The sequence below is a fragment of the Nocardioides euryhalodurans genome (assembly GCF_004564375.1).
GTDB classification, from domain to species: domain Bacteria; phylum Actinomycetota; class Actinomycetes; order Propionibacteriales; family Nocardioidaceae; genus Nocardioides; species Nocardioides euryhalodurans.
The window spans coordinates 2,795,931-2,821,782 of the sequence record NZ_CP038267.1 but is presented as its reverse complement, the minus strand read 5'-3'; the positions used below and the strand labels follow the sequence as shown (position 1 = coordinate 2,821,782).

Here is a 25,852-nt window from a genome sequence, read left to right as displayed (position 1 = left end):
CCGACCTAGGTTGGGAGGTCCGCCCACCAGGAGGTAACCCATGGACACCAGCCAGATCGTCTGGATCGTCGTGGCTGTCGTCGTCGTCCTCGCCCTGATCGGGCTGGCCCTGACGATGTCGCGCAAGCGCAAGGCCGAGCAGAACCGTCAGCACGCCCAGGGCCTGCGCCAGGAGGCACACGCCCAGCAGGGCGCCGTGCAGCAGGAGGAGCTGAAGGCCCGCGAGGCCGAGCTCGAGGCAGAGCGCAAGCGGCTCGAGGCCGAGCGGGCGGAGGCGGAGGCCGAGCGGGCCCGCCAGGGCCACCTGCAGGAGCACGCCAAGGTCGAGGACCAGGTCCGGGAGGCCGACCGGGTCGACCCCGACGTCGACCACCGCTCGCCGGACTACGCCCCGGGCACGACGCCTGCCGCCGGGCCCACCGGCACGCCTGCGGAGGGCACCAGCACGCCCACCACCGGGACCACCGGCGCGCACGCCTCCCCGACGCCCGACGACCGTGTCGCGGAGGACCCGCACCACGAGCGGACCACCGAGGAGCCCGGCTCCGGCACCCACCGCGCCTGATCCCGCCGCCGGCACCGCACGGCTCGTGACAGCATTCCCCACATGAGCCAGGTGCCGGCGGCCACGCGCACCCTGCGGGTCCTCTCCTTCCTCGCCTCGCAGCCCGACCCGGCCCCGCTGGACCGGATCATGCGGGCGTGCGACCTGCCGCGGAGCACGGCGTACCACCTGCTGCGCACGATGGTCGACGAGGGTTTCGTGGTGCACCTGGTCGAGGAGTCCCGCTACGGCCTCGGCCCGGCCGCCCACGAGGTCGGGGGCGGTTGGGTCCGCCAGGCGCCCCTGGCCCGGATCGCCCGGCGTCCCCTCGCCGACCTCTCCGACGAGTCCGGGCACAACGCCCACCTGGCCGTGCTCCACGGTCGCGACGTGCTGTACGTGATCGAAGAGCGCGCCGCCGGCCAGCCCAGCCTGGTCTCCGACGTCGGCGTCCGACTGCCGGCGCACCTGACCGCCAGCGGCCGCGCCATCCTCGCCGCCCTGAGCGCCGCGCAGGTGCGAGCCCTCTATCCCGACCGGGACGCCTTCACGCTGCGCCACGGCACCGGGCCGGCCTCGCCCAGTGCGCTCCGGGCGGTGCTGGCCGAGACCCGGCAGCGCGGCTACGCGACCGAGGACGGCGACGTCACCCCCGGCTTCGCCAGCGTGGCCGCCGCGGTGCTGGACCACACCGGCCATCCCGTCGCCGGGGTCGCGATCACCGTCGACGTCCGGACGGCCTCGCCCGAGACCTACGTCGAGGCCGTACGCCGTGCGGCCGCCGGGCTGACCCGACGGCTCGGCGGCACCGCCGGCGAGTGACCCCGCGCACCCTCCGTCGTTGAGCCGGGCGACCCGCCACCCGGAGGTACGCCCGTGTCCGACCGCCGTCCGTCCGTGCGCCGCGTGCTCGTCACGGGCCTCGCCGCCACCGCCCTCGTCGCGGGCGCGCTCACCGCCGCCCGTGCCGGCGACCGGGTCGGCGACCTGCCGTCCCGCTACGACCGCTCGGTCCGCGAGGCGGCCGCCGAGGTCGCCGAGCAGCGACCGCACGCACACCGCGAGCCCCGCGCCGGAGGTGACGGTCACGGCCACGACCACACCGACGGGGCGACCAAGAACGCGCTGTCCCGCGCGGGTGAGCAGGGCGCCGAGGACCCGACGAGCGCCGTCACGCGAGCGGCGCACATCGCGGCCGTCGCCCGCGGCCGCCAGACCCCGGAGCCCGAGCTGACCACCGTCCCGCTCCGTCAGCGTCGGGACCGCCACCCGGGGACGCGGTACGCCATGGCGGGCGGCTGCTACACCCTGGTCCGGGGCGGCGAGCCGCTGTTCTTCCAGGCGACGGACCTCGGCGACTACCTGCTGCAGGACACCCGCCGCCGCTTCGTAGCCTCCGGTGGCGGCACAGCCGCGGAACCCGCCGACGACACGGTCTGGACGGCCCGCCGCGCCGGCACCTTGACCACGTTCACCAGCCACGGCACGACGTTGAGGCGCGCCGGCCGCAGCCGGTTCCTGCTGACCCGCGCGACCGGCTGCTCCTCGTTCCCGGAGGCGCGGGTCAACGTGTCGGGCGATCCGTTCGTCGGCGTCTCGCCCTTCCAGGAGGTGCGCGGCTACGTCGACGCCCACACCCACGGGATGGCCTTCGAGTTCCTCGGCGGCGAGGCCCACTGCGGCAAGCCGTGGGACCGGTTCGGCGCGCCGGCCGCCCTCGTCGACTGCGAGGACCACCAGACCGGCACCAGCGCGCTCGAGACGCTGCTCTCCGGAGAGGCGCGGCACGACCCCGTCGGCTGGCCGACCTTCCGCGACTGGCCGGCGCCTGACTCGCTCACGCACGAAGGCACCTACTACAGGTGGATGGAGCGCTCCTGGCGTGGTGGGCAGCGACTGTTCGTCAACCTGCTCGTCGAGAACAACCAGCTGTGCATGCTCTATCCCTTCAAGCGCAACTCGTGCGACGACATGGACTCGATCCGGCTGCAGGCGCAGCGGATGTACGAGCTGCAGGACTACGTCGACGCGCAGTGGGGCGGCCCCGGCAAGGGCTGGTACCGCATCGTCACCAGCCCGTGGCAGGCGCGGCGGGTCATCAACGCGGGCAAGCTGGCGGTGGTCATGGGCATCGAGACCAGCGTCCCCTTCGGCTGCAGCTTCACCGCCGGGCCGACCGGCGACCGGCCCGACGCCCGCTGCACCGAGGCGTCGATCGACCGGCAGCTGGCCGAGGTGCACCGCCTCGGCGTGCGCCAGATGGAGCTGGTCAACAAGTTCGACAACGCGCTGTCCGGGGTGGCCGGCGACGAGGGCAGCACCGGGGCCGCGGTCAACGCCGCCAACTTCCTGGAGACCAACACCTACTGGGACATGCGCCACTGCGAGCCGGCGCACCCCGACGCGCACGACCGCAACCAGCTCGCCGCGCCGTCGATCTCGCCGGACCAGCAGGACGCGCTGTTCGGCGCGATCGGCAGCCTGTACGGCGCGGTCGGCTCGGCGCTGCCCGTCTATCCGCGCCCCGACCACTGCAACGAGCGCGGCCTCACCGGCCTCGGCGAGCACCTCGTCGGTCGGCTCGCCGAGCGCGGCATGCTGGTCGACCCCGACCACATGAGCGTCAAGGCCCGCGACTCGCTGCTCGACCTGGTGGCGGCCCGTCGCTACTCCGGCGTCGTGTCGAGCCACTCGTGGTCGACCGAGGACGCCTACCCGCGGATCTACGAGCTGGGCGGCTACATCGCGCCGTACGCCGGCGACTCGACGGGCTTCGTGAAGAAGTGGCGTGCCCACCTCGGCTGGGCCGACCCGCGCTACTACTTCGGGTTCGGCTACGGCGCCGACATGAACGGCCTCGGCGCCCAGGGCGACCCGCGCGGCGCCGACGTGCCCAACCCGGTCACCTATCCCTTCGAGGGCCTCGGCGGCGTCACCGTCGACCGGCAGCGCGCCGGCCGCCGGGTCTACGACCTCAACACCGACGGCGTGGCGCAGTACGGCCTCTACCCGGACTGGATCGAGGACCTGCGCCTGGTCGCCGAGGCCGAGCAGGGCGACGGCGAGGCCATCGTCACCGACATGGCCCGGGGTGCGGAGGCGTACCTCCAGACGTGGGAGCGGGCGCAGGGCATCGACCCCGACTCCTGCCGCAACCCCGACCTGCGCCGCACCGTGGCCGCCTTCCGGACCGCGGCCACGCGCGGGCTGCCGATCCGGGGGCTGCTGCAGCGGGTGGGGCAGCCCTACCTCCGCCAGGACCTGACCTACACCTACTGCGTCCGCAGCGCCTCCGACCCGGAGCTGCGCGTCGTGGTCGACCTGACCGCCCGCGGGCGTGTCGCCGGGGTCCGCGTGGCCCGGTGAGGGCCTGGTCCGCCCCGGCTCCCGGCGTCTGGTTACTCGGAAGTAGCCTGTTTCACACAGCTCGCCCGCTGACCGCGGCGCCGGATCGCCGTAGTCTCGGCGCGACGCACCGCGTCGTCGCCCCCTGCCCCGAGGAGACGTTGTGAACTGGGTCCTGATCGTCGGCCTGCTGCTGAACCTGGTCCTGCTGCCGATCGCAGCCCGACGGGTGGTGTGGCTCTACCGCCTGATCACCAGCGGCCAGCCCGACCCCGGCCGTGTCGAGGGCGTGACCGGTCGCGTCGGCCAGGTGGTGAAGACCCAGCTGGTCGAGGTCTTCGCCCAGCAGAAGCTGCTGAAGTGGACCGTCCCCGGTGCCGCGCACCTGTTCGTCTTCTGGGCGTTCCTGATCCTCGCGACGGTCTACCTCGAGGCCTACGGCGTGCTGCTGGTCTCGGAGGACTTCGCGATCCCGCTGATCGGCCACTGGGAGGTGCTGGGCTTCGCCCAGGACCTGATCGCCGTCCTGGCCCTGGTCAGCCTCGGCGTCTTCGCCCAGATCCGGCTGCGCAACGCCCCCGAGAGGCTGGGCCGCCGGTCCCGGTTCTCGGGCTCGCACCTCGGCGGGGCCTGGATGGTCCTGTTCATGATCTTCAACGTCATCTGGACGATGTTCCTGTTCCGGGGCGCCGCCTCGGCACTGGGCAACCTGCCGTACGACGGCGGCGCGTTCGTGTCGGTGGCGCTCGGCAACGCCCTCGACGGACTGTCCGAGGACGCCCTCCACGTGCTGGAGGGGATCGGCCTGCTGCTCCACATCGGCGTGATGCTGGTCTTCCTCGTGATCGTGCTCAACTCCAAGCACCTCCACATCTTCGTGGCGCCCCTGAACGTGATGTTCAAGCGCCAGCCGGTCGCGCTCGGCGCCGCCCGCCCGCTCACCTCCGGCGGCAAGGCGGTCACCCTCGACGACCTCGAGGACATGGACGAGGACACCAAGCTGGGCATCGGCTCCATCGAGGACTTCTCGTGGAAGGGCATGCTCGACTTCGCGACCTGCACCGAGTGCGGGCGCTGCCAGGACCAGTGCCCGGCGTGGAACACCGAGAAGCCGCTCTCGCCCAAGATGCTGATCATGAACATGCGGGACCACGCGTTCCACATCGGTTCCTACCTGCAGGCCGACCAGGCCAAGCGCGACTCCATGCTCGAGGCCGACCCCGAGCTCGCGGCCGAGGTCGAGCGGGCCCTGGTCGGCGCGACCGAGGGCGAGGCGTGGCACCCCACCGGCGGCGCGGTCATCGACCCCGACGTGCTGTGGTCCTGCGTCACCTGCGGCGCCTGCGTCCAGCAGTGCCCGGTCGACATCGAGCACGTCGACCACATCATCGACATGCGGCGCCACCAGGTGCTCGTGGAGAACAACTTCCCCGCCGAGCTCAACCAGCTCTTCAAGGGTCTGGAGTCCAAGGGCAACCCCTGGAACCTCTCCCCCAACATGCGCATGGACTGGGCGCAGGGCCTCGACTTCGAGGTGCCCGTCGTCGGCGAGGACCTCGAGTCGCTGGAGTCGGTCGACTGGCTGTTCTGGGTCGGCTGCGCCGGGGCGTACGAGGACCGCGCCAAGAAGACGACCCGGGCCGTGGCCGAGCTGCTCGACATCGCCGGCATCTCCTTCGGCGTGCTCGGCAAGGGCGAGACGTGCACCGGCGACTCGGCCCGCCGAGCCGGCAACGAGTTCGTCTTCCAGGGCCTGGCCCAGCAGAACGTCGAGACCTTCAAGGAGTTCAAGGTCAAGAAGGTCGTCTCGACCTGCGCCCACTGCTTCAACACCCTCAAGAACGAGTACAAGGAGTTCGGCATCGAGCTGGAGGTGGTCCACCACACCCAGCTGCTGAACCGGCTCGTCCGCGAGGGCAGGCTGACCCCGGTGGCGACCGGCGAGGGCGCCGCCAAGCGGTCGATCACCTACCACGACCCGTGCTACATCGGACGCCACAACCAGGTCTACGAGCCCCCGCGCGAGCTGCTGCAGGTGCTCCCCGGTGCGGAGTTCGTCGAGATGGAGCGCAACTCCGAGCGGTCCTTCTGCTGCGGTGCCGGTGGCGCCCGGATGTGGATGGAGGAGACGATCGGCGAGCGGATCAACACCAACCGCTCCAGCGAGGCCGTCGGCACCGGTGCCGACCAGATCGCGGTCGGCTGCCCGTTCTGCCGGGTGATGCTCTCCGACGGAGTCACCGCCCTGCAGGACCAGGGCGAGGCCCGCGAGGAGGTCGAGGTCCTCGACGTGGCGCAGATGCTGCTCGCGTCGGTGAAGGGCGAGCCCGCCACGCGCCAGAAGAAGGCGGCCGCCTCGGCGTCCGCGGCCGGTGGCACGGCGACCGCGACCCTGACCCGCGACGAGGAGACTGCCGCCGAGCCCGAGGCCGGCGACGCCACTCAGACCGAGGGGACCATCACCGAGACCTCCGACGCCGGCCCGGCCGCCAAGGCGAGCGGTGGATCGTCCCTCTTCGACCTCGGTGGCGACGACGAGCCGGGGACGACGTCCGCGGAGAAGTCGGTGCCCGAGGAGGCCGCGGCCGCCAAGCCCGAGACGTCCGGAGGTTCGCTCTTCGACCTCGGCGGCGACGAGCCGGCAGCCGAGCCGGAGCCGGAGAAGCCGGCCGCTGCTGCCGACGACCTCGGAGCGAGCGGCTCCCTCTTCGACCTCGGCGGTGACCAGCCCGAGGCCGAGCCGGACAAGCCTTCCGCTGCTGCCGACGACCTCGGAGCGAGCGGCTCCCTCTTCGACCTCGGCGGCGACCAGCCCGAGGCCGAGGCTGAGCCGGAGAAGGCGGCACCCGTGGTCGAGGAGACGACCGCCGAGACGGAGCCCGAGAAGCCCCGGGCCGACCTCGGATCGGGTGGCTCGCTCTTCGACATCGCCGCCCCGGAGCCGGAGCCGGCGCCCGCCGCGGAGGCGTCGCCCCAGCCCGGGCCTGCCGCCGCGGAGGCCGAGGCGCCGGAGGCCGAGGCGCCGGAGGTCGACGCTCCGGAGACCGACGCCTCCGAGCCCGCCACGGCCCCCGCGTCCTCCGAGATCCCGGAGGGTAGGTCGCTGTTCGACATCCCGGCACCCGAGCAGGCCGAGAAGTCCGACGCCCCGGAGGTCGAGGTGCGAGGAGCGTCAGCGACGAACCTCGAGACCCCTGACGCCGACGAGTCGGCGTCCGACGGCGCCGCGCTGAGCGAGGCCGCCACCGCGGCGGCGACCGACGACGCGCCGACGGCTGGCGAGGAGCCGCAGGCTCCGGCCGAACCCGATGCGGAGTCGGACTCGGAGCCCGAGCCGGCGACGGACGAGACGACCGACGAGTCGAGCGAGGAGACCACCGAGGACGAGGAGTCCCCGGAGGAGCCGAAGCCGTCGAGCAGCGGCCCGTCGCACCAGCCTCGTACGGACGCCGACATCAACGAGTCGGGATCGCTCTTCGACCTCTGACCGATCGGCTCACCGCGCTCGCCAGCCCGGCGACGAGGGGGACGGCCAGGCTCATCCCGACGAGGACCAGGATCGCGCCCACGAGCCACAGCCCGCTCTCGTCGGACGCCTGCGCCTGGAGGGACAAGGCCGTCGTGTAGGCCACCGGCATGACGACGGTGGCGGCCCAGAAGTGTCCACGGACGCCTGCCACGACCGCGACCCCGAGCAGGGTGAGGACGCAGCCGGCGACCTGCCAGACCTGGTAGGGGCCGCTGACCGCACCGGTGCTCGGGTCACCGTCGTACTCCACGTCCCAGCCGAGCCAGACCCAGTGGGCCGCGAACGAGGCGGCGGTGAGCACGACGGCGGCCACCAGGAAGCGGCCGACGGCGTGCCGGGGACGGTGCGGGCGGGAGGTGCTGACGTCGGTGGAGGTCACGTCCACCAGGGTGACGCCCCTGACCCGGGTCCCGCCTGAGCCCGGGCACTCAGCCGGGCGCCGTCGCGGTCAGTGCTCCGGACGCGCCTTGAACTCGTCGTGGTCGACGGTCGCGGGCACGACGATCGGGCGCAGCCGGGCCCAGGCGAGGAAGATCGCGCCGACCGCGAGCAGGACCAGACCGGCCCAGAGGTTGGCGTTGGGGCCGCCGGTCTTGTCGGTCTCCGGGTCGCCGAAGAGCCCCATCAGGGTCAGCACGACGCCGTAGATGCCGAGCAGCGAGCCGATGATCGTACGGACGTCGAACGCGCCGGCCTTCTTGGTCCCGGACTCGGCCTGCGGGGTCTGCGAGGTGTCGGACATGCGGAGCTCCTCAGAACAGGATGTTCAGGACGGTGACCATGGCCAGGGCGACCCCCGCGAGCGGCAGGGTACGGCGGTACCACGGCGCCGACGCCTCGTCGGGGTCGGTGCGCATCTCCTTGGGCGTCTCGGAGTAGACCAGCCCGACCAGCGAGCCCTCCGGCTTGGGACTGGTCACCAGGGAGATCACGATGCTGAGCAGCACGTCGACCACGAAGGCGGTCGAGGCGGCGAGGAACGCGGCCCCCTGCCCGCTGATCGGGATCACCCCGAGGCTGAGCGACCCGAAGGCGTCCTCGCTCAGCAGTGCCACCAGCACCGCCGACAGGGTGCCCGCCACCAGGCCCATCCAGCCGGCGGTCGCGGTCATCCGCTTCCAGAACATGCCGAGGATGAAGGTGGCGAAGAGCGGGGCGTTGAAGAAGCCGAACAGCGTCTGCAGGTAGGACATGATGTTGGAGAAGCTCGCCGCGAAGGTGGCGGTGCCGATCGCGACCACGGTCGCGCCGACCGTGGCGAGCCGCCCGATGCGCAGGTAGTAGCCGTCCTCACGGTCCTTGACGACGTACGCCTGCCACAGGTCGTAGCTGAAGACGGTGTTGAAGGCCGAGATGTTGGCCGCCATGCCTGCCATGAACGCGGCCAGCAGGCCGGTGATCGCCAGCCCCAGCAGGCCGTTGGGCAGCAGGTCGCGCATCAGGTAGAGCAGCGCGTCGTTGTAGGTGACCTCCGCGCCGGTGGCCACCCCTTGTGGTGTCTCTCCTGCCTTCAGGTCGGCGATCTCGGTGACGAGCACCGCGGCGATCATGCCGGGGAGGATCGTGATGAAGGGGACGAACATCTTGGGGAACGACCCGATGATGGGCGTACGCCGCGCGGCCGAGATCGAGTCGGTGGCCATGGCGCGCTGGACCTCGACGAAGTTGGTCGTCCAGTAGCCGAAGGACAGCACGAAGCCGAGCCCGAAGACGATGCCGATCACCGACAGGATCGGCGAGTCGAAGCCGGACAGCGCCTGCCCGGGCCAGGAGTTCAGCTGCTGCTCGGCCGGCGGGCCCGCCCCGGCGTCGGCGGCCTCGGTGATCCGCGCGGTCAGTCCGTCCCAGCCGCCGACGTTGTGGAGCCCGAGCAGGGTGAGCGGGAGCAGGCCCGCGACGATCACGAAGAACTGCAGCACCTCGTTGTAGATCGCGGCCGACAGTCCGCCGAGGGTGATGTAGGAGAGCACGATGACCGCGGCCACGACCAGCGCGACCCAGAGCGACCAGCCGAGCAGCGCCTGCACGATCGTCCCGAGCAGGTAGAGGTTGACGCCGGCGATGAGCAGCTGGGCCAGGGCGAAGGAGAGCGAGTTGACCAGGTGGGCGGCGGGACCGAAGCGGCGGAGCATGAACTCCGGGACCGAGCGCACCTTGGAGCCGTAGTAGAACGGCATCATCACGACGCCGAGGAACAGCATGGCCGGGATCGCGCCGACCCAGAAGTAGTGGACCGTCGGGAGCCCGAACTCCGCACCCGAGGCCGACATGCCCATGATCTCGACCGCGCCGAGGTTGGCCGAGATGAAGGCCAGGCCCGTCACCCAGGCCGGCAGCGAGCGGCCGGACAGGAAGAAGTCGACCGAGTCGGACACGTGGCGCCGGGCCAGGATCCCGATCCCGAGCACGAAGGCGAAGTAGGTCGCGAGGATCGCGTAGTCGACCAGACGGGCGTCGATGAGGGTCTCCGCCATCACCGTCAGCTGCACGGACACGTTGCCTGACACCTCCGAGACGTCGCTCGCTGGCCGGTCCCGGCCCGCCGGACCACCGTAGACCACCGGAACCTGCGGCAGGCTGACGCCATTCGCTGTCATCCAGCCCTTGCCGTGACGTCACAGTGATGTCATAGTGGTGCGCATGGACATCACCCCGTACGTCGAGAGCCTCCGCCAGGACCTCGTCGCCGCCGCCGAGGCCGGGGGCGACGACATCAAGCAGGCCGCCGAGCGCCTCGTCCTCGCCCTGGCCCCGGCGACCCGGCTCGCCCTGATGGAGGCGATCTCCCAGGCCGCCGCCGAGATCACCGCCGAGCTGCCCGACGGCGGCGTCGACGTACGCCTCGACGGCCGAGAGCTCGACTTCGTCGTCCACTCGGCGGCCCAGGCCCCGTCGGCGCCTGCGCCGCCGGCCCCGCCCGCTCCCCCGGAGGAGACCGACGAGGGCGGGCTCGCCCGGGTCACCCTCCGGATCCCCGAGTCGGTCAAGGCCCGGGCCGAGGAGAAGGCCGCCCGCGCCGGCGACAGCCTCAACACCTGGCTGGTCAAGGTGGTGCGTGCCGCCACCCGCGACTCGGCCGTCGACGTCGACATCGACCTGTCGAGCATCCCGTTCCCCGACGGCTTCGACGTCTTCCGCAAGGGGAGGGGCAGCCGCCGCATGACCGGCTGGATCTGACCCGGCACCACCACCCACCCACACCCTCACGGGACCGGCACCGGCCGGCCCCCTGGTCCCGCACACCCTGGAGGAACCATGACCGAGCACCACTTCCAGACCCCCGAGCCGGTCCGGCTCGCGGTCGAGAACGGCTCCGGCCACGTGCACGTCACCGCGGCCGACACCACCGAGTCCCACGTCTCCATCTCCGGCCGTCACGCCGAGGAGGTCGAGGTCGTCCAGGACGGCCGCACGATCCGGGTGACGCCGCCCCACCGGAGGACCGGCTTCTTCAGCGGCGACGACGGGCTCGACATGACGATCACGGTCCCGGCCGGCAGCGAGGTCGCCGTGAAGACCGGCAGCGCGGACGTCGAGCTGCACGGACCGGTCGGCACCACCCAGGTCAAGACCGGCTCGGGAGACGTCGACGTCGAGCACGCCGCCGGGGACCTGCAGGTCAAGTGCGGCTCGGGCGACGTACGCCTGGGACAGACCGACGGCTCGATCGCGGTCTCGACGGGTTCGGGCGACGTCGAGGTCAGCCGCAACCTCGGTCCGGCGGTCGTCAAGACCGGCTCGGGGGACGTCCGCTTCCGCGAGGCCACCACCGAGGTGTCGGTGATGACCGGCAGCGGCGACCTGATGATCGACACCGCCCGGCACGGACGGTTCCACGCCAAGGGAGCCTCCGGCTCCGTCCACGTCGGGATCCCCGCCGGGGTCCCCGTCTGGACCGACATCTCCACCGTGTCGGGCCGCATCCACTCCGACGTCGAGGGCGCCGGCGAGCCGGTCGAGGGGGCCGAGCACATCGAGCTCCGCGCCAGCACCGTCAGCGGCGACGTCGTCCTCACCCAGCGCTGAGCACCGCCCACGAGAGGAGCACCGCCATGTCGCTCTACCTGACCGAGGCCGAGGAGCTCGTACGCCAGCACCACGAGGCCGAACGGCACCACCGGCCCCGCCACCCCGCGGCCCCGCACGTGCCGACCCGCACCAGGGTGGCCGCCCGGCTGCGACGGGTCGCCGACCGCCTGGAGCAGTGAGCGGTCCGTCTGCAGGGATCGCCCGTCGATGTGACGGGTGGGGCGGCCGGCCTCAGGAGCGCATCGCGACGCCCTGGCGCCAGTAGCCCATGAAGGCGACCTGGCGGCGGCCGATCCCGAGCTCGGTAACCAGGTGGCGACGCAGCCTGGTGACCACCTTCGACTCGCCGGCGATCCAGGCATGGAGGTCGTCGTGCCGGCCGGGCGTCACCGCCGGGGCGTCCTCCTCACCGGAGGAGGAGTACGTCGGCGTCTCCCAGACGTTCGGGTCGACGTCGTCGTCGACCAGCCCCACCGCCACCGGCGCCGCCCCGAGGTGGGCCACGACCGCAGCGTGCAGCCGCTCCCCCAGCACGGCACCGTCGCGCGGCAGCCAGACCACCTCGACGCCGACCGGCGCCTCGACCTCCAGCACGTCGGCCCCGACCGGGACCTCGAGGAACGCCGTCCCGCGCGAGCCCTCGGGCAGGCACTCGAGGATCGCCGAGATCGCGGGTACGGCGGTCTCGTCGCCGGCCAGCAGCAGGTGGCGTGCGGTCCCGGGCGCGAACTCGATCCCCCCGAAGGCCTCACCCTTCCGCGGCGCGATCAGCACCAGCCGGTCGCCCACCCGGGCACCCGCCGCCCAGCGACCACCCGGGCCCGAGGCGCCGTCCTCGAGGTGCAGCACGAAGTCGACGACGAGCCGCGTGTCGACGCCGGTCCCGCGCACCTCCCGGACCGTGTAGGTCCGCATGTGGCCGCGCTCCGCCTCGGGGATGTCGAGCCAGGTGCTGAACCACGACTCGTCGGCACCGGAGAAGGACGCCAGTCGACCGGCGTCGTTGGGGAAGACGAGCTTGATGCGCTGGTCGTACAGGGGCCCGTCGACGCCGAAGTCGGCGAGCACGGCGGCGCCGAGCTCGACCCGGACGAAGCTCGGCGAGAGCTGCTCGACGCGGACGACCTCGACCTCGTCGAGGATCATCGGGAGACGGTCGGTGGTCATGGCGGTCAACGATCGGCCTTTCGTGGGGATCGCCCCAGCGGGACGACCAGCGGGGTCCCCGAGACGGGGTCGGGGATGACACGGCACGGCAGCCCGAAGACCTCGCGCACCGTCTCTTCGGTCAGCACGTCACCCGGGTCGCCCGCGGCGACGATGCGGCCCTCGCACATCGCGACCAGGTGGTCGGCGAACCTGGCCGCGAGGTTGAGCTCGTGGAGCACCATCACGATCGTGGTGCCACGAGCCTCGTTGAGGTCGCGCAGCAGCTCGAGCAGCTCCATCTGGTGCGCCACGTCGAGGTACGTCGTCGGCTCGTCGAGCAGCAGCAGGTCGGTGCCCTGCGCCAGCGCCATCGCGACCCACACCCGTTGCCGCTGGCCGCCGGAGAGCGCGTCGACGTCGCGGTCGGCGAGGTCGGTCGTGCCGGTGAGGGCCAGCGCCTCGGCGACGGCAGCGTCGTCGTCGTGGCTCCACCGCCGCGTCGCGCCCAGGTGCGGGTGCCGGCCGCGGGAGACGAGGTCGACGACGCTCACGCCCTCGGGCGTGACCGGCGCCTGCGGCAGCAGCCCGAGCGTGCGGGCGACCTGGCGGGTCGGCGCGCGGTGGATCTGCTGGCCGTCGAGCAGCACCGAGCCGGCAGTCGGACGGAGCAGCCGCGCCATGCCGCGCAGGAGCGTGGACTTGCCGCACGCGTTGGCGCCGACGACGGCCGTGACGGCGCCGTCGGGGACGACCAGGGAGAGCCGGTCGACGACGGTGCGGTCGCCGTACCCGAGGCTGACGGCGTCGGCGACGAGCCGCCCGTCGGGAGCCAGCGGGTCGGTCGAGGTCTGCGGGTCGGTGGTCATGGCGGTCACGCCACCCTCCTTCCGGTTCGGCCGCGGGCGAGCAGCCACAGCAGGAACGGCGCCCCGAGCGCACCGGTGACGACGCCGACGGGGAAGTTGATGTCGGCGAGCAGGTAGTCGGCGACGTAGTCACCCGCGACCACGATCAGACCGCCCGCGAGACCGGCACCGACCAGCGTGGTCCGTCCGCGGTTGAGGGCCCGGGCGATCGGCGCGGCCAGGAACGAGACGAAGGCGATCGGGCCGGCGGCAGCCACGCCCACGGCGCCGAGCAGCACCGCCAACATCAGGAGCAGGTCCGTACGCCGGGGCGTGATGCCGAGTCCGGCCGCCGCCTCGTCGCCGAGCTCGGTGGCGCGCAACGACCGGGCGAGCAGCGCGACCGCCGGGAGCAGGAGCGCCAGCAGCAGGACCAGCACCCGGATCGTCGGCCAGTCGGCGCTGCTCACGCTGCCGGTCAGCCAGCGCAGCACGAGCTGGGCGTCGTACTCGTCGGCGCGGGTGAACACGTACTGGATGACGGCCTGCAGGGCCGAAGCGACCCCGATCCCGACCAGCACCAGCCGGTAGCCGGCACCCGGGCCGGCGGCGACCCGGACGAGCACGGCGATCCCGATGGCGCCGGCCACGGCGGCGACCGAGACCGGCACGCCCTGCAGGTCCAGGAGCACGATCGCGACCACCGCTGCCGCACTGGCGCCCAGGTTGATCCCGATGATGTCGGGGCTCGCGAGCGGGTTGCGCAGCGTGGTCTGGAAGATCCCGCCGGCGACGCCGAAGGCCACGCCGACGAGGACGGCGAGCACGGCGCGCGGCAGCTTGCTCTCCATGACGATGTAGGAGGCGCCCGGGATCTCGGTGCCGGTGAGGATCCGCAGGAAGTCGGGGATGGTGACCGTGTAGTCGCCGAGCAGCACGCGGGCGCCGAAGGCCAGCAGCAGCGCGACCGCGAGGCCACCCACCACGAGGCTGCGGCGGCGGGCGGTCCGGCCGCGGGCCCGGCGTACGACCTCGACGTCGGGGGTGTCGCGCTCGGGGGCGAGCAGGAGGGCCGTCACAGCGAGGCCGTCCCACCGCGCCGGATCAGCACCAGGAAGACGGGCACCCCGACGATCGCGGTCATGATCCCGACCTGGACCTCGGCGGGGGGCAGCACGATCCGGCCCAGGGTGTCGGCCAGCACCACCACGACGGCTCCGGTGACGGCGCTGAGCGGCAGCACCAGCGCGTAGCTGCCGCCGACCATCGCGCGGACCGCGTGGGGAGCCATCAGCCCGACGAAGGCAATTGGTCCGGCCAGCGCGGTCGCGGTGCCGGCGAGCAGCACGATGGCGACCCCGATGACGACCCGGTCGAGGACCGTACGTCGGCCGAGGCTGCGGGCCAGGTCGTCGCCCAGCGCCAGCGCGTTGAGCACCCGCGCCCCCGAGAGCGCGAGCAGCGCGCCGACTGCCAGGAACGGCAGGCCGAGCAGGAGCACGTCGAGGTCGCGGCCGCCGACGGTCCCGACCTGCCAGAGACGGAAGGTCTCCATGGTGCTGCGGTCGATGAGCAGGACGCCCGAGGTCCAGCTGGTGACGGCGGCGGTGACCGCGGCACCCGCGATCGCCAGCTTGACCGGGGTTGCGCCCTCGCGGCCGAGCGAGGCGACGAGGTGGACGACCACGGCGGCGACGGCGGCGCCGAGGAAGGCGAACCAGACGTAGCCGGTCACGTCGGAGATCCCGAGGACGGAGATCGCGACCACCATCGCGAAGGCGGCACCCGCGTTGATGCCGAGGATGCCGGGGTCGGCCAGCGGGTTGCGGGTCAGGCCCTGCATGCAGGCTCCCGCGAGCCCCAGCGCAGCACCGACGGCCAGGCCGAGGAGGGTCCGCTCGATGCGGGCGTCGACGATCGCCCGGAGCGGGTGGTCGGGGTCCAGCGCCGCCGCGACGGGAAGCGTCCTCGCCCCGACGAGCACCGACACCGCCGAGACCCCGACCACCGCCGCGACCAGGGCCGCGACGGTGATCGGGGTCCGGGAGCGGGGCGCCGCAGCAGGCGCCTCGCCCTCCGGACGGGTCGGGGCCAGCGTCACGAAGCGTTGCCCTCCGCTGCGTCGACGACGTGGGGCAGGAAGTCCTCGATGATGACCGGGATCGACAGCGGGGACGGGTTGGTCACGGCCAGGCCGAGCTCCTTGTCGGGCTCGGCGTACGCGTGGCCCTCGGCCAGCGCCGGCACCTGGCCGACCAGCTTGTCCTCGGTGAAGGTCTGCAGGTCGTCGGCGGCCTCGGCGTAGGTGATGAGCACGTCGGACTCGAGCTCGGAGGCTCGCTCGGCCGACACCGTGCCGTAGAACTGGCCGTCCTTCGCCAGCTCCTCGACCATCGGCGCGTTGGTCATGCCGAGGTCGTTGAGGATCGCCACGCGCGGGTCCTGCGGCATGTAGAACCCGACGGACGAGAGGTCGGCGGCGGAGAGGAACGCGAAGATCAGCGACTTGTCCTGGATCTCCGGGTTGTCCTCGCGGGCCTGCTCGATCGCGGCCTCGGTGTCGGCCGTCACCTCGGCGGCGATCTCGGCCCGGCCGAGCGCCTCGCCGGCCATCGCCAGCGAGTCCTGCCACGGGGTCACCCACGGGGCGTCGGGGTAGGCGACGACCGGGGCGATCTTGCTGAGCTTCTTGTACTCCGCCTCGGTGATGCCGGAGTTGGTCGCGAGGATCAGGTCGGGCTGCGCCTCCGCGACGTCCTCGATCGGGGCGCCGTCCGCGTCGTCGTAGCGCACCGGCGCCTCGGCGTCGAGCTCCTCCACCTCGGCGTCGAACCAGTCGGAGGAGCCCTGCTCGTTGCCGCCCCAGGTGAGCTTGGTGGCGGCGACCGGGACGACGCCGAGGGCGAGCGCGTTGTCCTGGTCGGTCCAGCCGAGGGTCGCCACGCGCTGCGGCTCCTTCTCGATCGTGGTCTCGCCGAAGGCGTGCTCGATGGTGACCGGGTAGGCGTCCGCGTCGACCTCGGTGACGGTCTGGGCCTCGACCTGCTCGGTCGTGGAACCGGTGGCGCAGGAGGCGAGGACGGGAGCGCCGAGGGCGGCGACCAGCGCCAGCGCCGTACGGCGGGGAAGACGGGCCATCACGGGATCCTTTGAGTTAGGTGAGCCTTAGGTTGGTGAGGCTAGCCTAACTTCCTCGCCCGATGGCCAGGCGGGGTCCCCTCCGTGGGACGCCGGGAGTCAGATCGAGGTGCGGTGGAAGCCCTGGAAGGAGCGCGAGGGGGTCGGGCCTCGCTGGCCCTGGTAGCGCGAGCCGTACTTCTCCGAGCCGTACGGGTGCTCGCTCGCCGAGGAGAGCCGGAAGAAGCAGAACTGCCCGATCTTCATGCCCGGGTAGAGCTTGATCGGCAGCGTCGCCACGTTGGCGAGCTCGAGGGTGACGTGACCGGTGAAGCCCGGGTCCACGAAGCCGGCGGTCGCGTGGGTGAGCAGCCCGAGCCGGCCGAGCGAGGACTTGCCCTCGACCCGGGCCGCGACGTCGTCGGGCAGCCCGACGACCTCGTACGTCGACCCGAGCACGAACTCCCCCGGGTGCAGGATGAAGGGCTCGTCGCCCTCGGGCTCGACCTGGCGCGTGAGGTCGGACTGGTCGGCCGCGGGGTCGATGTGGGGGTAGCGGTGGTTCTCGAAGACGCGGAAGAAGCGGTCGAGCCGGACGTCGATCGAGGACGGCTGCATCATCGCCGGGTCCCACGGGTCCATGGTGATCCGTCCGGCGTCGATCTCGGCCAGGATGTCGCGGTCGCTGAGCAGCACGGGCGACAACCTACCGGCCCCCACCCGGACCCGCGGGGCGTCGGGTACGATCCATCCGCACTGCGGATGTAGCTCAGTTGGTAGAGCGCGACCTTCCCAAGGTCGATGTCGCGAGTTCGAGTCTCGTCATCCGCTCCACGTCCCCACCGGCGATCGGGCCACCGGCGCCTCCCCGGAGATCGAGGTGCGAAGGCCGCCCAGGCCTGAGCCACGAGATCCCCGCACCCGCGCACCCCCCTGCCTCCCTCACCGGGTCTCGAGGCTCGCTCCGCTCGCACCTCGACCACCGGCGCCACCCCAACGGCCCTCACAACTGTGAAACTTGACGATTCGTGTGACCAGTGGGGACAGTGTTGTGTCACCTTCCCCGACACCGAGGGCCCCCGCCATGTCTCGGAACCGCCTCCACCTTCCCCTCCGACCCACGCCCGGCACGCTCGTCGCGGCCGCCGTCGTGGCGCTCGCGCTGGTCGTGACCATGGCGACGTTCCTGCCCGACGGTCGCCACCGCGACGGCGCGCTGACCCCGGCGACGGAGCAGGAGTACGCCGCCACGTCCGGCGCCCCCGGACCGGGCACCGTCGACGCGGCCGCCCGTGCCGAGATCGACCGGGTCCTCGCCGACTCCCCTGACGGCACCAGCGCCCGGACGACCCTCGCCGGGCAGGCCGCCCAGCTGATGCGCTGTGCGGAGTTCGAGGGCCAGCGCTACTGCCTCGGGCGCGGGTGGACGCAGGCGGAGGAGTCCGAGGTCCAGGCCCGGGCGGCGGCGAGCGCCTCCCGGCGTACGACTGCCACCGAGACCACCGGCGACCTCAGCGACGCCGACTTCCTGGCGCAACGTGCTGCCCTGGACCCCGCCGAGCGGGAGGCCGCCGAGCGCGCCGAGCTCGAGGCCGCGGCGCGGTCGGTCGCCAAGGTCGTCCTGCTCCGCCACCAGGTCCTGGGTGAGCCGCTCCCCGCCGGCTTCCTCGAGCGCCACCCCGAGGCGCGCGCCACCACCACCGCCCAGACGACCTCGGCGCGCCAGGCAGCGGCCCGTCCCAAGCTGATCCGCGACTACCCGCGCCGGTCGACCGTGCTGCTCCCGCGCCGGACCTCCGAGCAGGTACGCAGCTACTGGTGCGGCCCCGCCACGATGCAGATGATCACCTGGGGCTGGAGCCACCGCCAGCGCTCCCAGAAGCACTGGGCCCGCCGGCTCGGCACGACCACCAGCGGCAGCGCGATCTCCGAGATGGTCCGCGTCGTCAACCAGGACACCGGCTGGGACCGCGACAGCCGTGCCGGGCGGTACGTCGTCCTCGACATCTCCGACTACGGCTACAAGAAGTGGCTGCTGCTGACGATGCGCCACATCGAGGACTACCGCGCCCCGATGGTCTACCACCCGATCCTGCTCAAGCGCTTCTACCCCTACCTCGACGACGACGCCTCCGGGCACTTCCAGGTCGGGCGTGGCTACGACAAGCGCGGTCGCAAGCCGGCCGACGTCGGCTACTTCGAGCCGTGGAACCAGCAGCGCTTCGACCCCTCGGAGCCCTACATCAACCGGGTCCAGTGGCGCAGCGCCTACCGCAGCTTCCGCGCCAACCAGGCCCACCCGCACCAGAACATCGGCGTGTGAGGTGAGGCGGCTCCTCCTCCCGGTCGCGCTCGCGGCCGCGCTGCTGGCCGGGTGCTCCGGCGACGACCCGGCGCCCACCCCGGCACCGGAGCCGACCGCCTCGGACTCCCCCACCAGCACGCCGGACGAGCCGTCGCCGAGCCCCACCGACGAACCGCCCTCGAGCCCGACCCGCGAGCCCGGCGCCGGCGCCCTCGACTGGCAGCCGGTCGCAGGCCCGGTCGAGGACCTGGTCACCGTCAGCGGACCGTGGACCCTCACCCAGGGTGAGGACGGCTCGTCGGCGGAGCTCAGCGGTCCCGACCCGCGGACCGTCGGGGCACCCGCCGGCTTCCGGATCACCGACACCCTCATCGACGGGGAGTACGCCGTCGTCGTCGCCGGCCACGAGCAGGAGACGAAGCCGGGCATCGCGACCGTGGTCGAGCTCGCCACCGGCGACGTGACGCGCATCGACGGCTCCTCGGATCCGGCCACCACCAACGGCGGTTCGTGGGCGCTGGGCTCCGGGTTGCTCACCCACGCCACCGTCCGGAAGGGCGACTACTGCCTCGCCGTGGTCGACCTCGTCGCCGGCAGCAGCCGGCTCGGCCCGTGCGCCCCACCGCGCAGCGGCTTCAACAACGTCACGACCACCGCGGCCGGCACCTCCGCGATGACCTTCGACTCCGGCCGCCCCTCGTGCCGCACCCTCAACCGGGTCGAGGGCGCCTCCTTCGTGCCGCTCGCCGGGGTCACCGACTGCGTCGGCTGGGACTCCGCCGTCACCGAGGTGGCCCAGGTCTGGTCGGAGATCCCGGACGAGCGGCGGATCGAGGTGGCCGAGTTCTTCACCGACGACGGGAACGGCACGGTCGAGCTCGGACCGGGCACCTCCGGCACGCTGACCTGGTGCGGCGACGCGGCGTACTTCGTCCGCGACCCGCAGCGCGACAGCGACCCGGCCCGGCTGGTGCGGGTGCTCGACGGCGAGGCCGAGGTCGTCTACGAGTCCCCCGGGACCGGCCGGGCCTTCTTGAGCGCACCGCGCTGCGGCGGCACCGACCTCACCCTCACCGCCTTCAGCGCGGCCGGCGACGAACAGGTCACCACGTCCCTGCGCTGACCCCGCCGCCCGGCCTGCGTAGGGTCGTGGCGTGGACGAGTTCACCGGCTTCCCCGTCAGCGCGCTCGACTTCTACGACGACCTCGAGGTGGACAACACGAGGTCGTTCTGGGAGCAGCACAAGGCGACGTACGCCGAGGCGGTGCGCGCCCCGATGACCGCCCTGGTCGCGGCGCTGGAGCCGGAGTTCGGCGAGGCCAAGGTCTTCCGCCCCTACCGCGACGTGCGCTTCGCCAAGGACAAGACGCCCTACAAGACCCACCAGGGGGCGTTCGTCGCGGCCGGCCCCTCGACCGGTTGGTACGTCGAGATCTCGGCGCGCGGCACCCGCGTCGGCGCGGGCTTCTACGAGGCGTCCGGCCCGCGGCTGGCCGCGATCCGGGCGGGCATGGCCCACGACCTGCACGGTCCCCGGCTGGAGGAGCTGCTCGCCGGGCTCGAGCGCCAGGGCTTCGAGATCAGCGGTGACCAGCTCAAGACCAGCCCCCGCGGCTACGCCGCCGACCACCCCCGGATCGGGCTGCTGCGCCACAAGCAGCTCTTCGCCGGCAAGCCGTACGGCTTCGGCAGCGAGGCCATCGGGGAGGAGCTGCTCGAGCAGGTGCGCACCGACTGGCGGTCGCTGCGACCGCTCGTGGAGTGGATCGCCGACCACGGCGACCGCGCGGAGTGACCCGCAGCGTCAGTGCGGCTGCCAGGCGTCCTCGTCGACCGTGCGTGAGGTGACCGCCTCGGGGAGCTCGCCCACGGCGAGGTCCTGGATCGACACGTGCTCGAAGACGTCGCGCAGCGAGCGGCGGGCGGCGATCCACACCTGCTGCAGCGCGGCCGCCTGCTCGTTGTAGGTGACCGCCTCGGGACGCAGCCCGTAGACCGACACCAGCGGGCCGTCGACCGCGCGGATCACGTCGGCCACCGGGACGCTGTCGGCCTCGCGGGCCAGCCGCCAGCCGCCGGACTGCCCCCGCTGGGAGATGACGATGCCCGCGCGCCGCAGGTCGGCCAGGATCGCCTGCAGGAAACCGTGGGGGATGTCCTGCCGACGACCGAGCTCCTCCGCGCTCACCGCACCTCCGTCGGACTGGCGGGCGATCTCGATCAGCGCCCGGAGGGCGTAGTCGGACTTGGCGGAGACGCGCATGGGGTCAGTTTGTCAGACGGGCGGGGACGTGCCGTACGTCACACGGCGGGCGAGGGCAGCGCGATCTCCTTGCGTGCGGAACGGTGCCGGGCGATACTGGATGTTACCGACGGGTAGGCATCCCGCGACCCGTCACCCACGACCCCGAGAACGAACAGGTGGAAGCAGTGAGCCACTACCAGAGCAACCTTCGCGACATCGAGTTCAACCTCTTCGAGGTGCTCGGTCGCGACGAGGTCCTCGGCCAGGGCCCGTTCGCCGACGTCGACGGCGAGACGGCCCGCTCGATCCTCGCCGAGGTCGACCGGCTCGCCCGCGAGGACCTCGCGGCGTCGTACGAGGACAGCGACCGCAACCCGCCGGTCTTCGACCCGGCCACCAACACCGCGCCGCTCCCGGAGTCCTTCAAGAAGAGCTACCAGGCGTGGATGGACGCGGAGTACTGGCGGCTCTCGATCCCCGAGGAGATCGGCGGCACGCCCGCCCCCTCGACCCTCAACTGGGCGATCGGCGAGATGGTGCTCGGCTCCAACGCGCCGGTCTGGATGTACGCCTGCGGCCCGAGCTTCGCCTCGATCGTCCACCGCAACGGCAACGAGCGGGACCAGCGGATCGCCGAGCACATGGTCGAGCGCGGCTGGGGCGCCACGATGGTGCTCACCGAGCCCGACGCGGGCTCCGACGTCGGCGCCGGCCGCGCCAAGGCCACCGACAACGGCGACGGCTCGTGGAACATCGAGGGCGTGAAGCGGTTCATCACCTCGGCCGAGCACGACATGAGCGAGAACATCATCCACCTCGTCCTGGCCCGCCCGGTGGGCGTCGAGGGCGTCGGCGGCCCCGGCACCAAGGGGCTCTCGCTCTTCATCGTGCCCAAGCACCACTTCGACCACGAGACCGGCGAGCTGACCGGTGAGCGCAACGGCGCCTACGTCACCAATGTCGAGCACAAGATGGGCATCAAGGTCTCCAACACCTGCGAGGTCACCTTCGGCGACCCGTCGGTGGGCGGCGGCGAGCCGGCCCGCGGCTGGCTCCTCGGCGAGGTGCACGACGGCATCGCCCAGATGTTCCAGGTGATCGAGAACGCCCGGATGATGGTGGGCTCCAAGGCCATCGCCACGCTGTCGACCGGCTACCTCAACGCCCTCGAGTACGCCAAGTCGCGCGTCCAGGGTGCCGACCTGACCCAGGCGGCCGACAAGACCGCGCCCCGCGTCACGATCACCCACCACCCCGACGTCCGTCGCTCGCTGATGACGCAGAAGTCGTTCGCCGAGGCGATGCGCGCGCTGGTCCTCTACACCGCCACCTGGCAGGACCGCATCCAGATGGCGGAGCACGCTGCCGTCGAAGGGGGCGAGAAGGACGACCTCGCCGCCGCCGTCAACGACCTGCTGCTCCCGATCGTGAAGGGCTACGGCTCGGAGCGCTCCTGGGTGCTGCTCGGCACCGAGTCGCTGCAGACCCTCGGTGGGTCGGGCTTCCTCACCGAGTACCCCATCGAGCAGTACGTCCGGGACGCCAAGATCGACACCCTCTACGAGGGCACCACCGCGATCCAGGGCCAGGACTTCTTCTTCCGCAAGATCGTCAAGGACCAGGGCCGGGCCCTGGGCCACCTCGCGAAGGAGATCGAAGGGTTCGTCGCGAGCGAGGCGGGCAACGGTCGCCTCAAGACCGAGCGGGCGCTGCTCGCCGGTGCCCTCGAGGACGCCAACGCCCTGGTCGGCCACATGATCAACGACCTGATGTCGGCCGATGCCTCTGCCGAGGGTGGGGACCTGCGCAACATCTACAAGGTCGGGCTCAACACCACCCGGCTGCTGATGGTGCTCGGCGACGTGGTCTGCGCGTGGCTGCTGCTGCGCCAGGCCGAGGTCGCGCTCGGCAAGCTCGCCGGCGAGGTGTCGGCGAAGGACAAGCCGTTCTACGAGGGAAAGGTCGCGGCGGCGCAGTTCTTCGCGCAGACCAACCTGCCGCGGGTCCGGGCCGAGCGGAAGATCGCCGAGGGGATCGACCTGTCGCTGATGGACCTCGACGAGTCGGCCTTCTGACCCGCGCCCCCGACCGACGTACGTCACGGCCCCGCCCGGCACCACCGGGCGGGGCCGTCGTCGTTGCGGGGTGGAGCGCCCGGGTGGGACTACCCTGCCGGGAGCACCCCCACTCACCGAGGAGTCACCATGGGAATCGGGATCGGCATCCTGCTGCTCGTCATCGGCCTCATCCTGCTGACCGACGCGATCTCGCTGCCCGACGCGGTCACCGACGTCGTCGACGCCCAGACGGTCGGTTGGATCTGCACGATCGTCGGCATCCTGGCGATCGTCCTGGTCATGGTGATGAACCAGCAGCGCTCCCGCACCACCCACGTCGAGAAGCGCCGGCACGGCTGAGCGGCGCCGGGTGACGCGCACGATCGGGATCGTCTCGCCCGGCGCGATGGGGTCGGCCCTCGGCCGCGCCTGGGCGGCGGGAGGAGCCCGTGTCGTGACCACGGTGGCCGGCCGCTCGCCGCGCACCCGCGACCTCGCCCACGGGCTGGAGCTGCTGCCCTCGCTGGCCGACGTGGTCGCGTACGCGGACGTGGTGGTCAGCGTGTGCCCGCCGGCCGCGGCCGCCGAGGTGATGGACGACGTGGTCGGCGCGACCGGTTCCGACCGCCCGCTCCTGGTCGACCTCAACGCCGTCTCGCCGACGACCATGACCGGCCTCGAGCAGCGTGCACGCTCCGCCGGCCTCGACCTGGTCGACGGCTCGATCAGCGGCGGTCCACCCCGCCCGGGCGGCGACACGATCGTCTACCTCAGCGGCACCCGTGCCCGGGAGGTCGCGGACCTGGCCGGCGACGGGATCCGGGCCACGGTCGTCGGCGACGAGGTCGGCCGGGCCTCGGCGGTCAAGATGTGCACCGCCTCGGTCTACAAGGGAACGACCGCGGTCTGGGCGCAGGCGCTGCAGACGGCGTACGCGCTGGGCGTGCTCGACGTGGTCCTGGCGGACCTGGCCGAGGAGCACCCCGACCAGGTCGCGGCCGCCGGGCGGCGGATCGCCGTGGCCACCAGCAAGGCGGACCGCTTCGTCGGCGAGATGGACCAGATCGCGGCGACCCAGGGCGCGGCCGGCGCCTCCCCGGAGCTGTTCGCCGGGATGGCGGCCGTCTACGCGCGCCTCGCCGCCACCGACCTGGCGGCCTTCCCGCCGGAGCAGGCCGCCGACCTGGCCGACCTCGCCGACGTGCTGCGCCGGCTGTCGCCCTGATCCGTCAGCGGGTGGAGGACGCGGGCTTGCCCCAGGTCTCGTGGCGGTCGGGGCGCCGACCCTGGGTGCGGTGCGGCTTCCCGCCCTGACGGCCGCGGTTGCCGGCATACGGGGTCCGGCTGCCGCGCGACGGTGCCCCTCCGCCCTGCTGGCGGACAGGACCGGGCCGGCCGGACGCGGCGAGCGCGTCGGCGGTCATCGGCTGCGGGGCGGTGCGCAGGTCGTGGTGGAGCACCTCGACCCCGGCGTCGCGCTGCAGGCGTGCGACCTGCTGGACGAACTTGGGGGTCGAGAGCGTGACCACCATGCCGTCGGCGCCGGCGCGCGCCGTACGCCCGGAGCGGTGCAGGTAGGACTTCGCGTCGTTGGCGGCGTCGAAGTGGACGACGAGGCCCACGTCGTCGACGTGGATGCCGCGGGCGGCGACGTCGGTCGCCACCACGGCCTGGGCGTCGCCGCGCGAGAAGCGGTGCAGGTTGCGCTCGCGCACGCGCTGGCTGAGGTTGCCGTGCAGGTCGACGGCGGAGACGCCCGCCTCGGTCAGCGCGCCGGCCAGCTCGACCGCGCCCTCCCGGGTGCGGGTGAAGACGATCGAGCGGCCGTTGGCGGCGATCAGCCGTCGGGCGGCGTCGACCTTGTCGCGGAAGCCGCCGACGACCAGCGTGTGGTGGGTCATCGTGGTGACCGCGCCGGCGTTGGGGTCGAGCTCGTGGCGACGCGGCTGGCGCAGGTGACTGCGGACGAGCCGGTCGACGTCGCCGTCGAGGGTGGCCGAGAGCAGCAGCCGCTGGCTGCCGGCCGGGGTGCCGCCGACCAGCCGGTCGACCGCGGGGTAGAAGCCGAGGTCGCACAGGTGGTCGGCCTCGTCGAGGACGGTCAGCTCGATGTCGTCGAGGTGGACGTGGCGCTTCTCGATCAGGTCCTCGAGGCGACCGGGGGTGGCGACGACGATGTCGGCACCCTGCCGCAGCTGGCGCACCTGGCGCTCGTACGGCGTGCCGCCGTAGACGGTCGTCAGGCGCAGCCGGGTCGCCTGCGCGAGCGGTCGCAGCGCGCTGGTCACCTGGTTGGCGAGCTCGCGGGTCGGGACGACGATCAGGGCGCGCGGGTGCCCGGGGCGGCTTCGGCTGCCCGCGAGACGGGCCAGGGCGGGGATGCCGAAGGCGAGCGTCTTGCCCGAGCCGGTGCGGGCGCGGCCCAGCACGTCGCGGCCGGCGAGCGCGTCGGGGAGGACGGCAGCCTGGACGGGGGTCGGGTCGGTGATGCCCTGCTCGGCGAGCGCGCTGACGATCTCGCGGGGCAGGTCGGGGAACAGGTCGGCAAAGGACACGGTGGAGCTTTCGGGTCGGGTGGGATGTCGTCTCCGGCACCCGTCCAGCTGGTCTCTGCGCGAGTGACTGCGCACCACACCGGGTCTCGTGAGAAGGCGGCGCCACTCCTCAGGGGCGCCGCGGTGGCTCC

At 72.6% G+C, this 25,852-nt stretch carries 24 protein-coding genes and 1 tRNA gene; 14 read left to right on the top strand and 11 right to left on the bottom strand.

The window, feature by feature from the left end:
* Positions 1 to 40: 40 nt before the first annotated feature.
* From EXE57_RS19800 to EXE57_RS13485, 4 genes are all read left to right on the top strand, one after another.
* Positions 41 to 565 carry a hypothetical protein gene (locus tag EXE57_RS19800; RefSeq protein ID WP_167305904.1) on the top strand — a complete coding sequence of 175 codons (525 nt, stop codon included), beginning with the start codon at positions 41 to 43 and terminating at the stop codon, positions 563 to 565.
* 42 nt (positions 566 to 607) lie between these two features.
* Positions 608 to 1,366, top strand: coding sequence for an IclR family transcriptional regulator (locus EXE57_RS13495; protein WP_135078317.1), 759 nt, complete (start codon positions 608 to 610; stop codon positions 1,364 to 1,366).
* A gap of 54 nt (positions 1,367 to 1,420) precedes the next feature.
* Positions 1,421 to 3,910, top strand: a complete 2,490-nt coding sequence (locus tag EXE57_RS13490) for an amidohydrolase family protein (protein WP_135078315.1) — start codon at positions 1,421 to 1,423, stop codon at positions 3,908 to 3,910.
* A 142-nt stretch (positions 3,911 to 4,052) separates the two neighbouring features.
* Positions 4,053 to 7,376, top strand: a complete 3,324-nt coding sequence (locus tag EXE57_RS13485; RefSeq protein WP_135078313.1) for a (Fe-S)-binding protein — start codon at positions 4,053 to 4,055, stop codon at positions 7,374 to 7,376.
* Here EXE57_RS13485 and EXE57_RS13480 read toward each other — a convergent pair.
* From EXE57_RS13480 to EXE57_RS13470, 3 genes are all read right to left on the bottom strand, one after another.
* On the bottom strand, positions 7,345 to 7,797 hold the full coding sequence (locus EXE57_RS13480; RefSeq protein WP_135078311.1) for a hypothetical protein: 453 nt from the start codon (positions 7,795 to 7,797) through the stop codon (positions 7,345 to 7,347). The genes EXE57_RS13485 and EXE57_RS13480 overlap by 32 nt on opposite strands.
* Before the next feature lie 69 nt (positions 7,798 to 7,866).
* Positions 7,867 to 8,160 (bottom strand): hypothetical protein, encoded by a 294-nt coding sequence (locus tag EXE57_RS13475; RefSeq protein WP_135078309.1) that lies wholly within the window; start codon positions 8,158 to 8,160, stop codon positions 7,867 to 7,869.
* A 10-nt stretch (positions 8,161 to 8,170) separates the two neighbouring features.
* Positions 8,171 to 9,895 (bottom strand): sodium:solute symporter family protein, encoded by a 1,725-nt coding sequence (locus EXE57_RS13470; protein WP_208543096.1) that lies wholly within the window; start codon positions 9,893 to 9,895, stop codon positions 8,171 to 8,173.
* A 163-nt stretch (positions 9,896 to 10,058) separates the two neighbouring features.
* Between EXE57_RS13470 and EXE57_RS13465 the strand changes: the two genes are divergently transcribed.
* The 3 genes from EXE57_RS13465 to EXE57_RS19795 all read left to right on the top strand — a co-directional run bounded on the left by EXE57_RS13465 (position 10,059) and on the right by EXE57_RS19795 (position 11,626).
* The gene (locus tag EXE57_RS13465) at positions 10,059 to 10,595 is read left to right on the top strand and encodes a toxin-antitoxin system HicB family antitoxin (RefSeq protein ID WP_135078307.1); all 537 of its coding nucleotides are present in this window, start codon (positions 10,059 to 10,061) and stop codon (positions 10,593 to 10,595) included.
* Positions 10,596 to 10,673: 78 nt separating this feature from the next.
* Positions 10,674 to 11,444 carry a DUF4097 family beta strand repeat-containing protein gene (locus tag EXE57_RS13460; protein ID WP_135078305.1) on the top strand — a complete coding sequence of 257 codons (771 nt, stop codon included), beginning with the start codon at positions 10,674 to 10,676 and terminating at the stop codon, positions 11,442 to 11,444.
* A gap of 26 nt (positions 11,445 to 11,470) precedes the next feature.
* Positions 11,471 to 11,626, top strand: a complete 156-nt coding sequence (locus tag EXE57_RS19795; RefSeq protein ID WP_167305903.1) for a hypothetical protein — start codon at positions 11,471 to 11,473, stop codon at positions 11,624 to 11,626.
* A gap of 52 nt (positions 11,627 to 11,678) precedes the next feature.
* Here the strand turns inward: EXE57_RS19795 and EXE57_RS13455 are convergent, their stop codons facing one another.
* The 6 genes from EXE57_RS13455 to dcd form a co-directional block, all read right to left on the bottom strand.
* Complete coding sequence (locus EXE57_RS13455) at positions 11,679 to 12,614, bottom strand: siderophore-interacting protein (RefSeq protein ID WP_244246830.1); 936 nt, start codon at positions 12,612 to 12,614, stop codon at positions 11,679 to 11,681.
* Between the two features lie 5 nt (positions 12,615 to 12,619).
* Entirely contained in the window at positions 12,620 to 13,462 is an 843-nt protein-coding gene (locus EXE57_RS13450) for an ABC transporter ATP-binding protein (RefSeq protein ID WP_135080971.1), read from the bottom strand.
* A 5-nt stretch (positions 13,463 to 13,467) separates the two neighbouring features.
* Positions 13,468 to 14,520 carry a FecCD family ABC transporter permease gene (locus tag EXE57_RS13445; RefSeq protein ID WP_244246829.1) on the bottom strand — a complete coding sequence of 351 codons (1,053 nt, stop codon included), beginning with the start codon at positions 14,518 to 14,520 and terminating at the stop codon, positions 13,468 to 13,470.
* Positions 14,517 to 15,542, bottom strand: a complete 1,026-nt coding sequence (locus EXE57_RS13440; protein WP_244246828.1) for a FecCD family ABC transporter permease — start codon at positions 15,540 to 15,542, stop codon at positions 14,517 to 14,519. Before EXE57_RS13440 ends, EXE57_RS13445 begins: the two co-directional genes overlap by 4 nt.
* Positions 15,539 to 16,579, bottom strand: a complete 1,041-nt coding sequence (locus EXE57_RS13435; RefSeq protein ID WP_135078303.1) for an iron-siderophore ABC transporter substrate-binding protein — start codon at positions 16,577 to 16,579, stop codon at positions 15,539 to 15,541. The genes EXE57_RS13440 and EXE57_RS13435 overlap by 4 nt, the downstream gene beginning before the upstream one ends.
* Before the next feature lie 99 nt (positions 16,580 to 16,678).
* Positions 16,679 to 17,254, bottom strand: coding sequence for a dCTP deaminase (gene dcd, locus EXE57_RS13430; protein WP_135078301.1), 576 nt, complete (start codon positions 17,252 to 17,254; stop codon positions 16,679 to 16,681).
* A gap of 62 nt (positions 17,255 to 17,316) precedes the next feature.
* Between dcd and EXE57_RS13425 the strand changes: the two genes are divergently transcribed.
* The 4 genes from EXE57_RS13425 (at position 17,317) to EXE57_RS13410 (ending at position 20,659) form a co-directional block, all read left to right on the top strand.
* A tRNA-Gly gene (locus EXE57_RS13425) sits at positions 17,317 to 17,392 on the top strand.
* A 250-nt stretch (positions 17,393 to 17,642) separates the two neighbouring features.
* On the top strand, positions 17,643 to 18,881 hold the full coding sequence (locus EXE57_RS13420) for a cysteine peptidase family C39 domain-containing protein (protein ID WP_135078299.1): 1,239 nt from the start codon (positions 17,643 to 17,645) through the stop codon (positions 18,879 to 18,881).
* 1 nt (position 18,882) lies between these two features.
* On the top strand, positions 18,883 to 19,986 hold the full coding sequence (locus EXE57_RS19790; protein ID WP_167305902.1) for a hypothetical protein: 1,104 nt from the start codon (positions 18,883 to 18,885) through the stop codon (positions 19,984 to 19,986).
* 31 nt (positions 19,987 to 20,017) lie between these two features.
* Positions 20,018 to 20,659 (top strand): DUF2461 domain-containing protein, encoded by a 642-nt coding sequence (locus EXE57_RS13410; protein ID WP_135078297.1) that lies wholly within the window; start codon positions 20,018 to 20,020, stop codon positions 20,657 to 20,659.
* A gap of 9 nt (positions 20,660 to 20,668) precedes the next feature.
* On the opposite strand, the gene EXE57_RS13405 is transcribed toward EXE57_RS13410, so the two are convergent.
* Positions 20,669 to 21,127, bottom strand: coding sequence for an RrF2 family transcriptional regulator (locus tag EXE57_RS13405; RefSeq protein ID WP_135078295.1), 459 nt, complete (start codon positions 21,125 to 21,127; stop codon positions 20,669 to 20,671).
* A gap of 167 nt (positions 21,128 to 21,294) precedes the next feature.
* Between EXE57_RS13405 and EXE57_RS13400 the strand changes: the two genes are divergently transcribed.
* The 3 genes from EXE57_RS13400 (at position 21,295) to EXE57_RS13390 (ending at position 24,391) form a co-directional block, all read left to right on the top strand.
* Complete coding sequence (locus EXE57_RS13400; protein WP_135078293.1) at positions 21,295 to 23,184, top strand: acyl-CoA dehydrogenase; 1,890 nt, start codon at positions 21,295 to 21,297, stop codon at positions 23,182 to 23,184.
* A 129-nt stretch (positions 23,185 to 23,313) separates the two neighbouring features.
* A complete protein-coding gene (locus EXE57_RS13395) occupies positions 23,314 to 23,526 on the top strand; it encodes a DUF6458 family protein (RefSeq protein ID WP_135078291.1) in 213 nt (70 codons plus the stop codon).
* 10 nt (positions 23,527 to 23,536) lie between these two features.
* Positions 23,537 to 24,391, top strand: a complete 855-nt coding sequence (locus tag EXE57_RS13390; RefSeq protein ID WP_208542851.1) for an NAD(P)-dependent oxidoreductase — start codon at positions 23,537 to 23,539, stop codon at positions 24,389 to 24,391.
* A 4-nt stretch (positions 24,392 to 24,395) separates the two neighbouring features.
* On the opposite strand, the gene EXE57_RS13385 is transcribed toward EXE57_RS13390, so the two are convergent.
* Entirely contained in the window at positions 24,396 to 25,721 is a 1,326-nt protein-coding gene (locus EXE57_RS13385) for a DEAD/DEAH box helicase (RefSeq protein WP_167305901.1), read from the bottom strand.
* Between the last annotated feature and the right edge of the window lie 131 nt (positions 25,722 to 25,852).

Bases quoted from the DNA above. Each gene is read 5' to 3' on its own strand.
- EXE57_RS13450 (WP_135080971.1), bottom strand. From the start codon at position 13,462: ATGACCACCGACCCGCAGACCTCGACCGACCCGCTGGCTCCCGACGGG.
- EXE57_RS13455 (WP_244246830.1), bottom strand. From the start codon at position 12,614: ATGACCACCGACCGTCTCCCGATGATCCTCGACGAGGTCGAGGTCGTC.
- EXE57_RS13435 (WP_135078303.1), bottom strand. From the start codon at position 16,579: ATGGCCCGTCTTCCCCGCCGTACGGCGCTGGCGCTGGTCGCCGCCCTC.
- EXE57_RS13420 (WP_135078299.1), top strand. From the start codon at position 17,643: ATGTCTCGGAACCGCCTCCACCTTCCCCTCCGACCCACGCCCGGCACG.
- EXE57_RS13395 (WP_135078291.1), top strand. From the start codon at position 23,314: ATGGGAATCGGGATCGGCATCCTGCTGCTCGTCATCGGCCTCATCCTG.
- EXE57_RS13475 (WP_135078309.1), bottom strand. From the start codon at position 8,160: ATGTCCGACACCTCGCAGACCCCGCAGGCCGAGTCCGGGACCAAGAAG.
- EXE57_RS19795 (WP_167305903.1), top strand. From the start codon at position 11,471: ATGTCGCTCTACCTGACCGAGGCCGAGGAGCTCGTACGCCAGCACCAC.
- EXE57_RS13465 (WP_135078307.1), top strand. From the start codon at position 10,059: ATGGACATCACCCCGTACGTCGAGAGCCTCCGCCAGGACCTCGTCGCC.
- EXE57_RS13460 (WP_135078305.1), top strand. From the start codon at position 10,674: ATGACCGAGCACCACTTCCAGACCCCCGAGCCGGTCCGGCTCGCGGTC.
- EXE57_RS13405 (WP_135078295.1), bottom strand. From the start codon at position 21,127: ATGCGCGTCTCCGCCAAGTCCGACTACGCCCTCCGGGCGCTGATCGAG.
- EXE57_RS13495 (WP_135078317.1), top strand. From the start codon at position 608: ATGAGCCAGGTGCCGGCGGCCACGCGCACCCTGCGGGTCCTCTCCTTC.
- EXE57_RS19800 (WP_167305904.1), top strand. From the start codon at position 41: ATGGACACCAGCCAGATCGTCTGGATCGTCGTGGCTGTCGTCGTCGTC.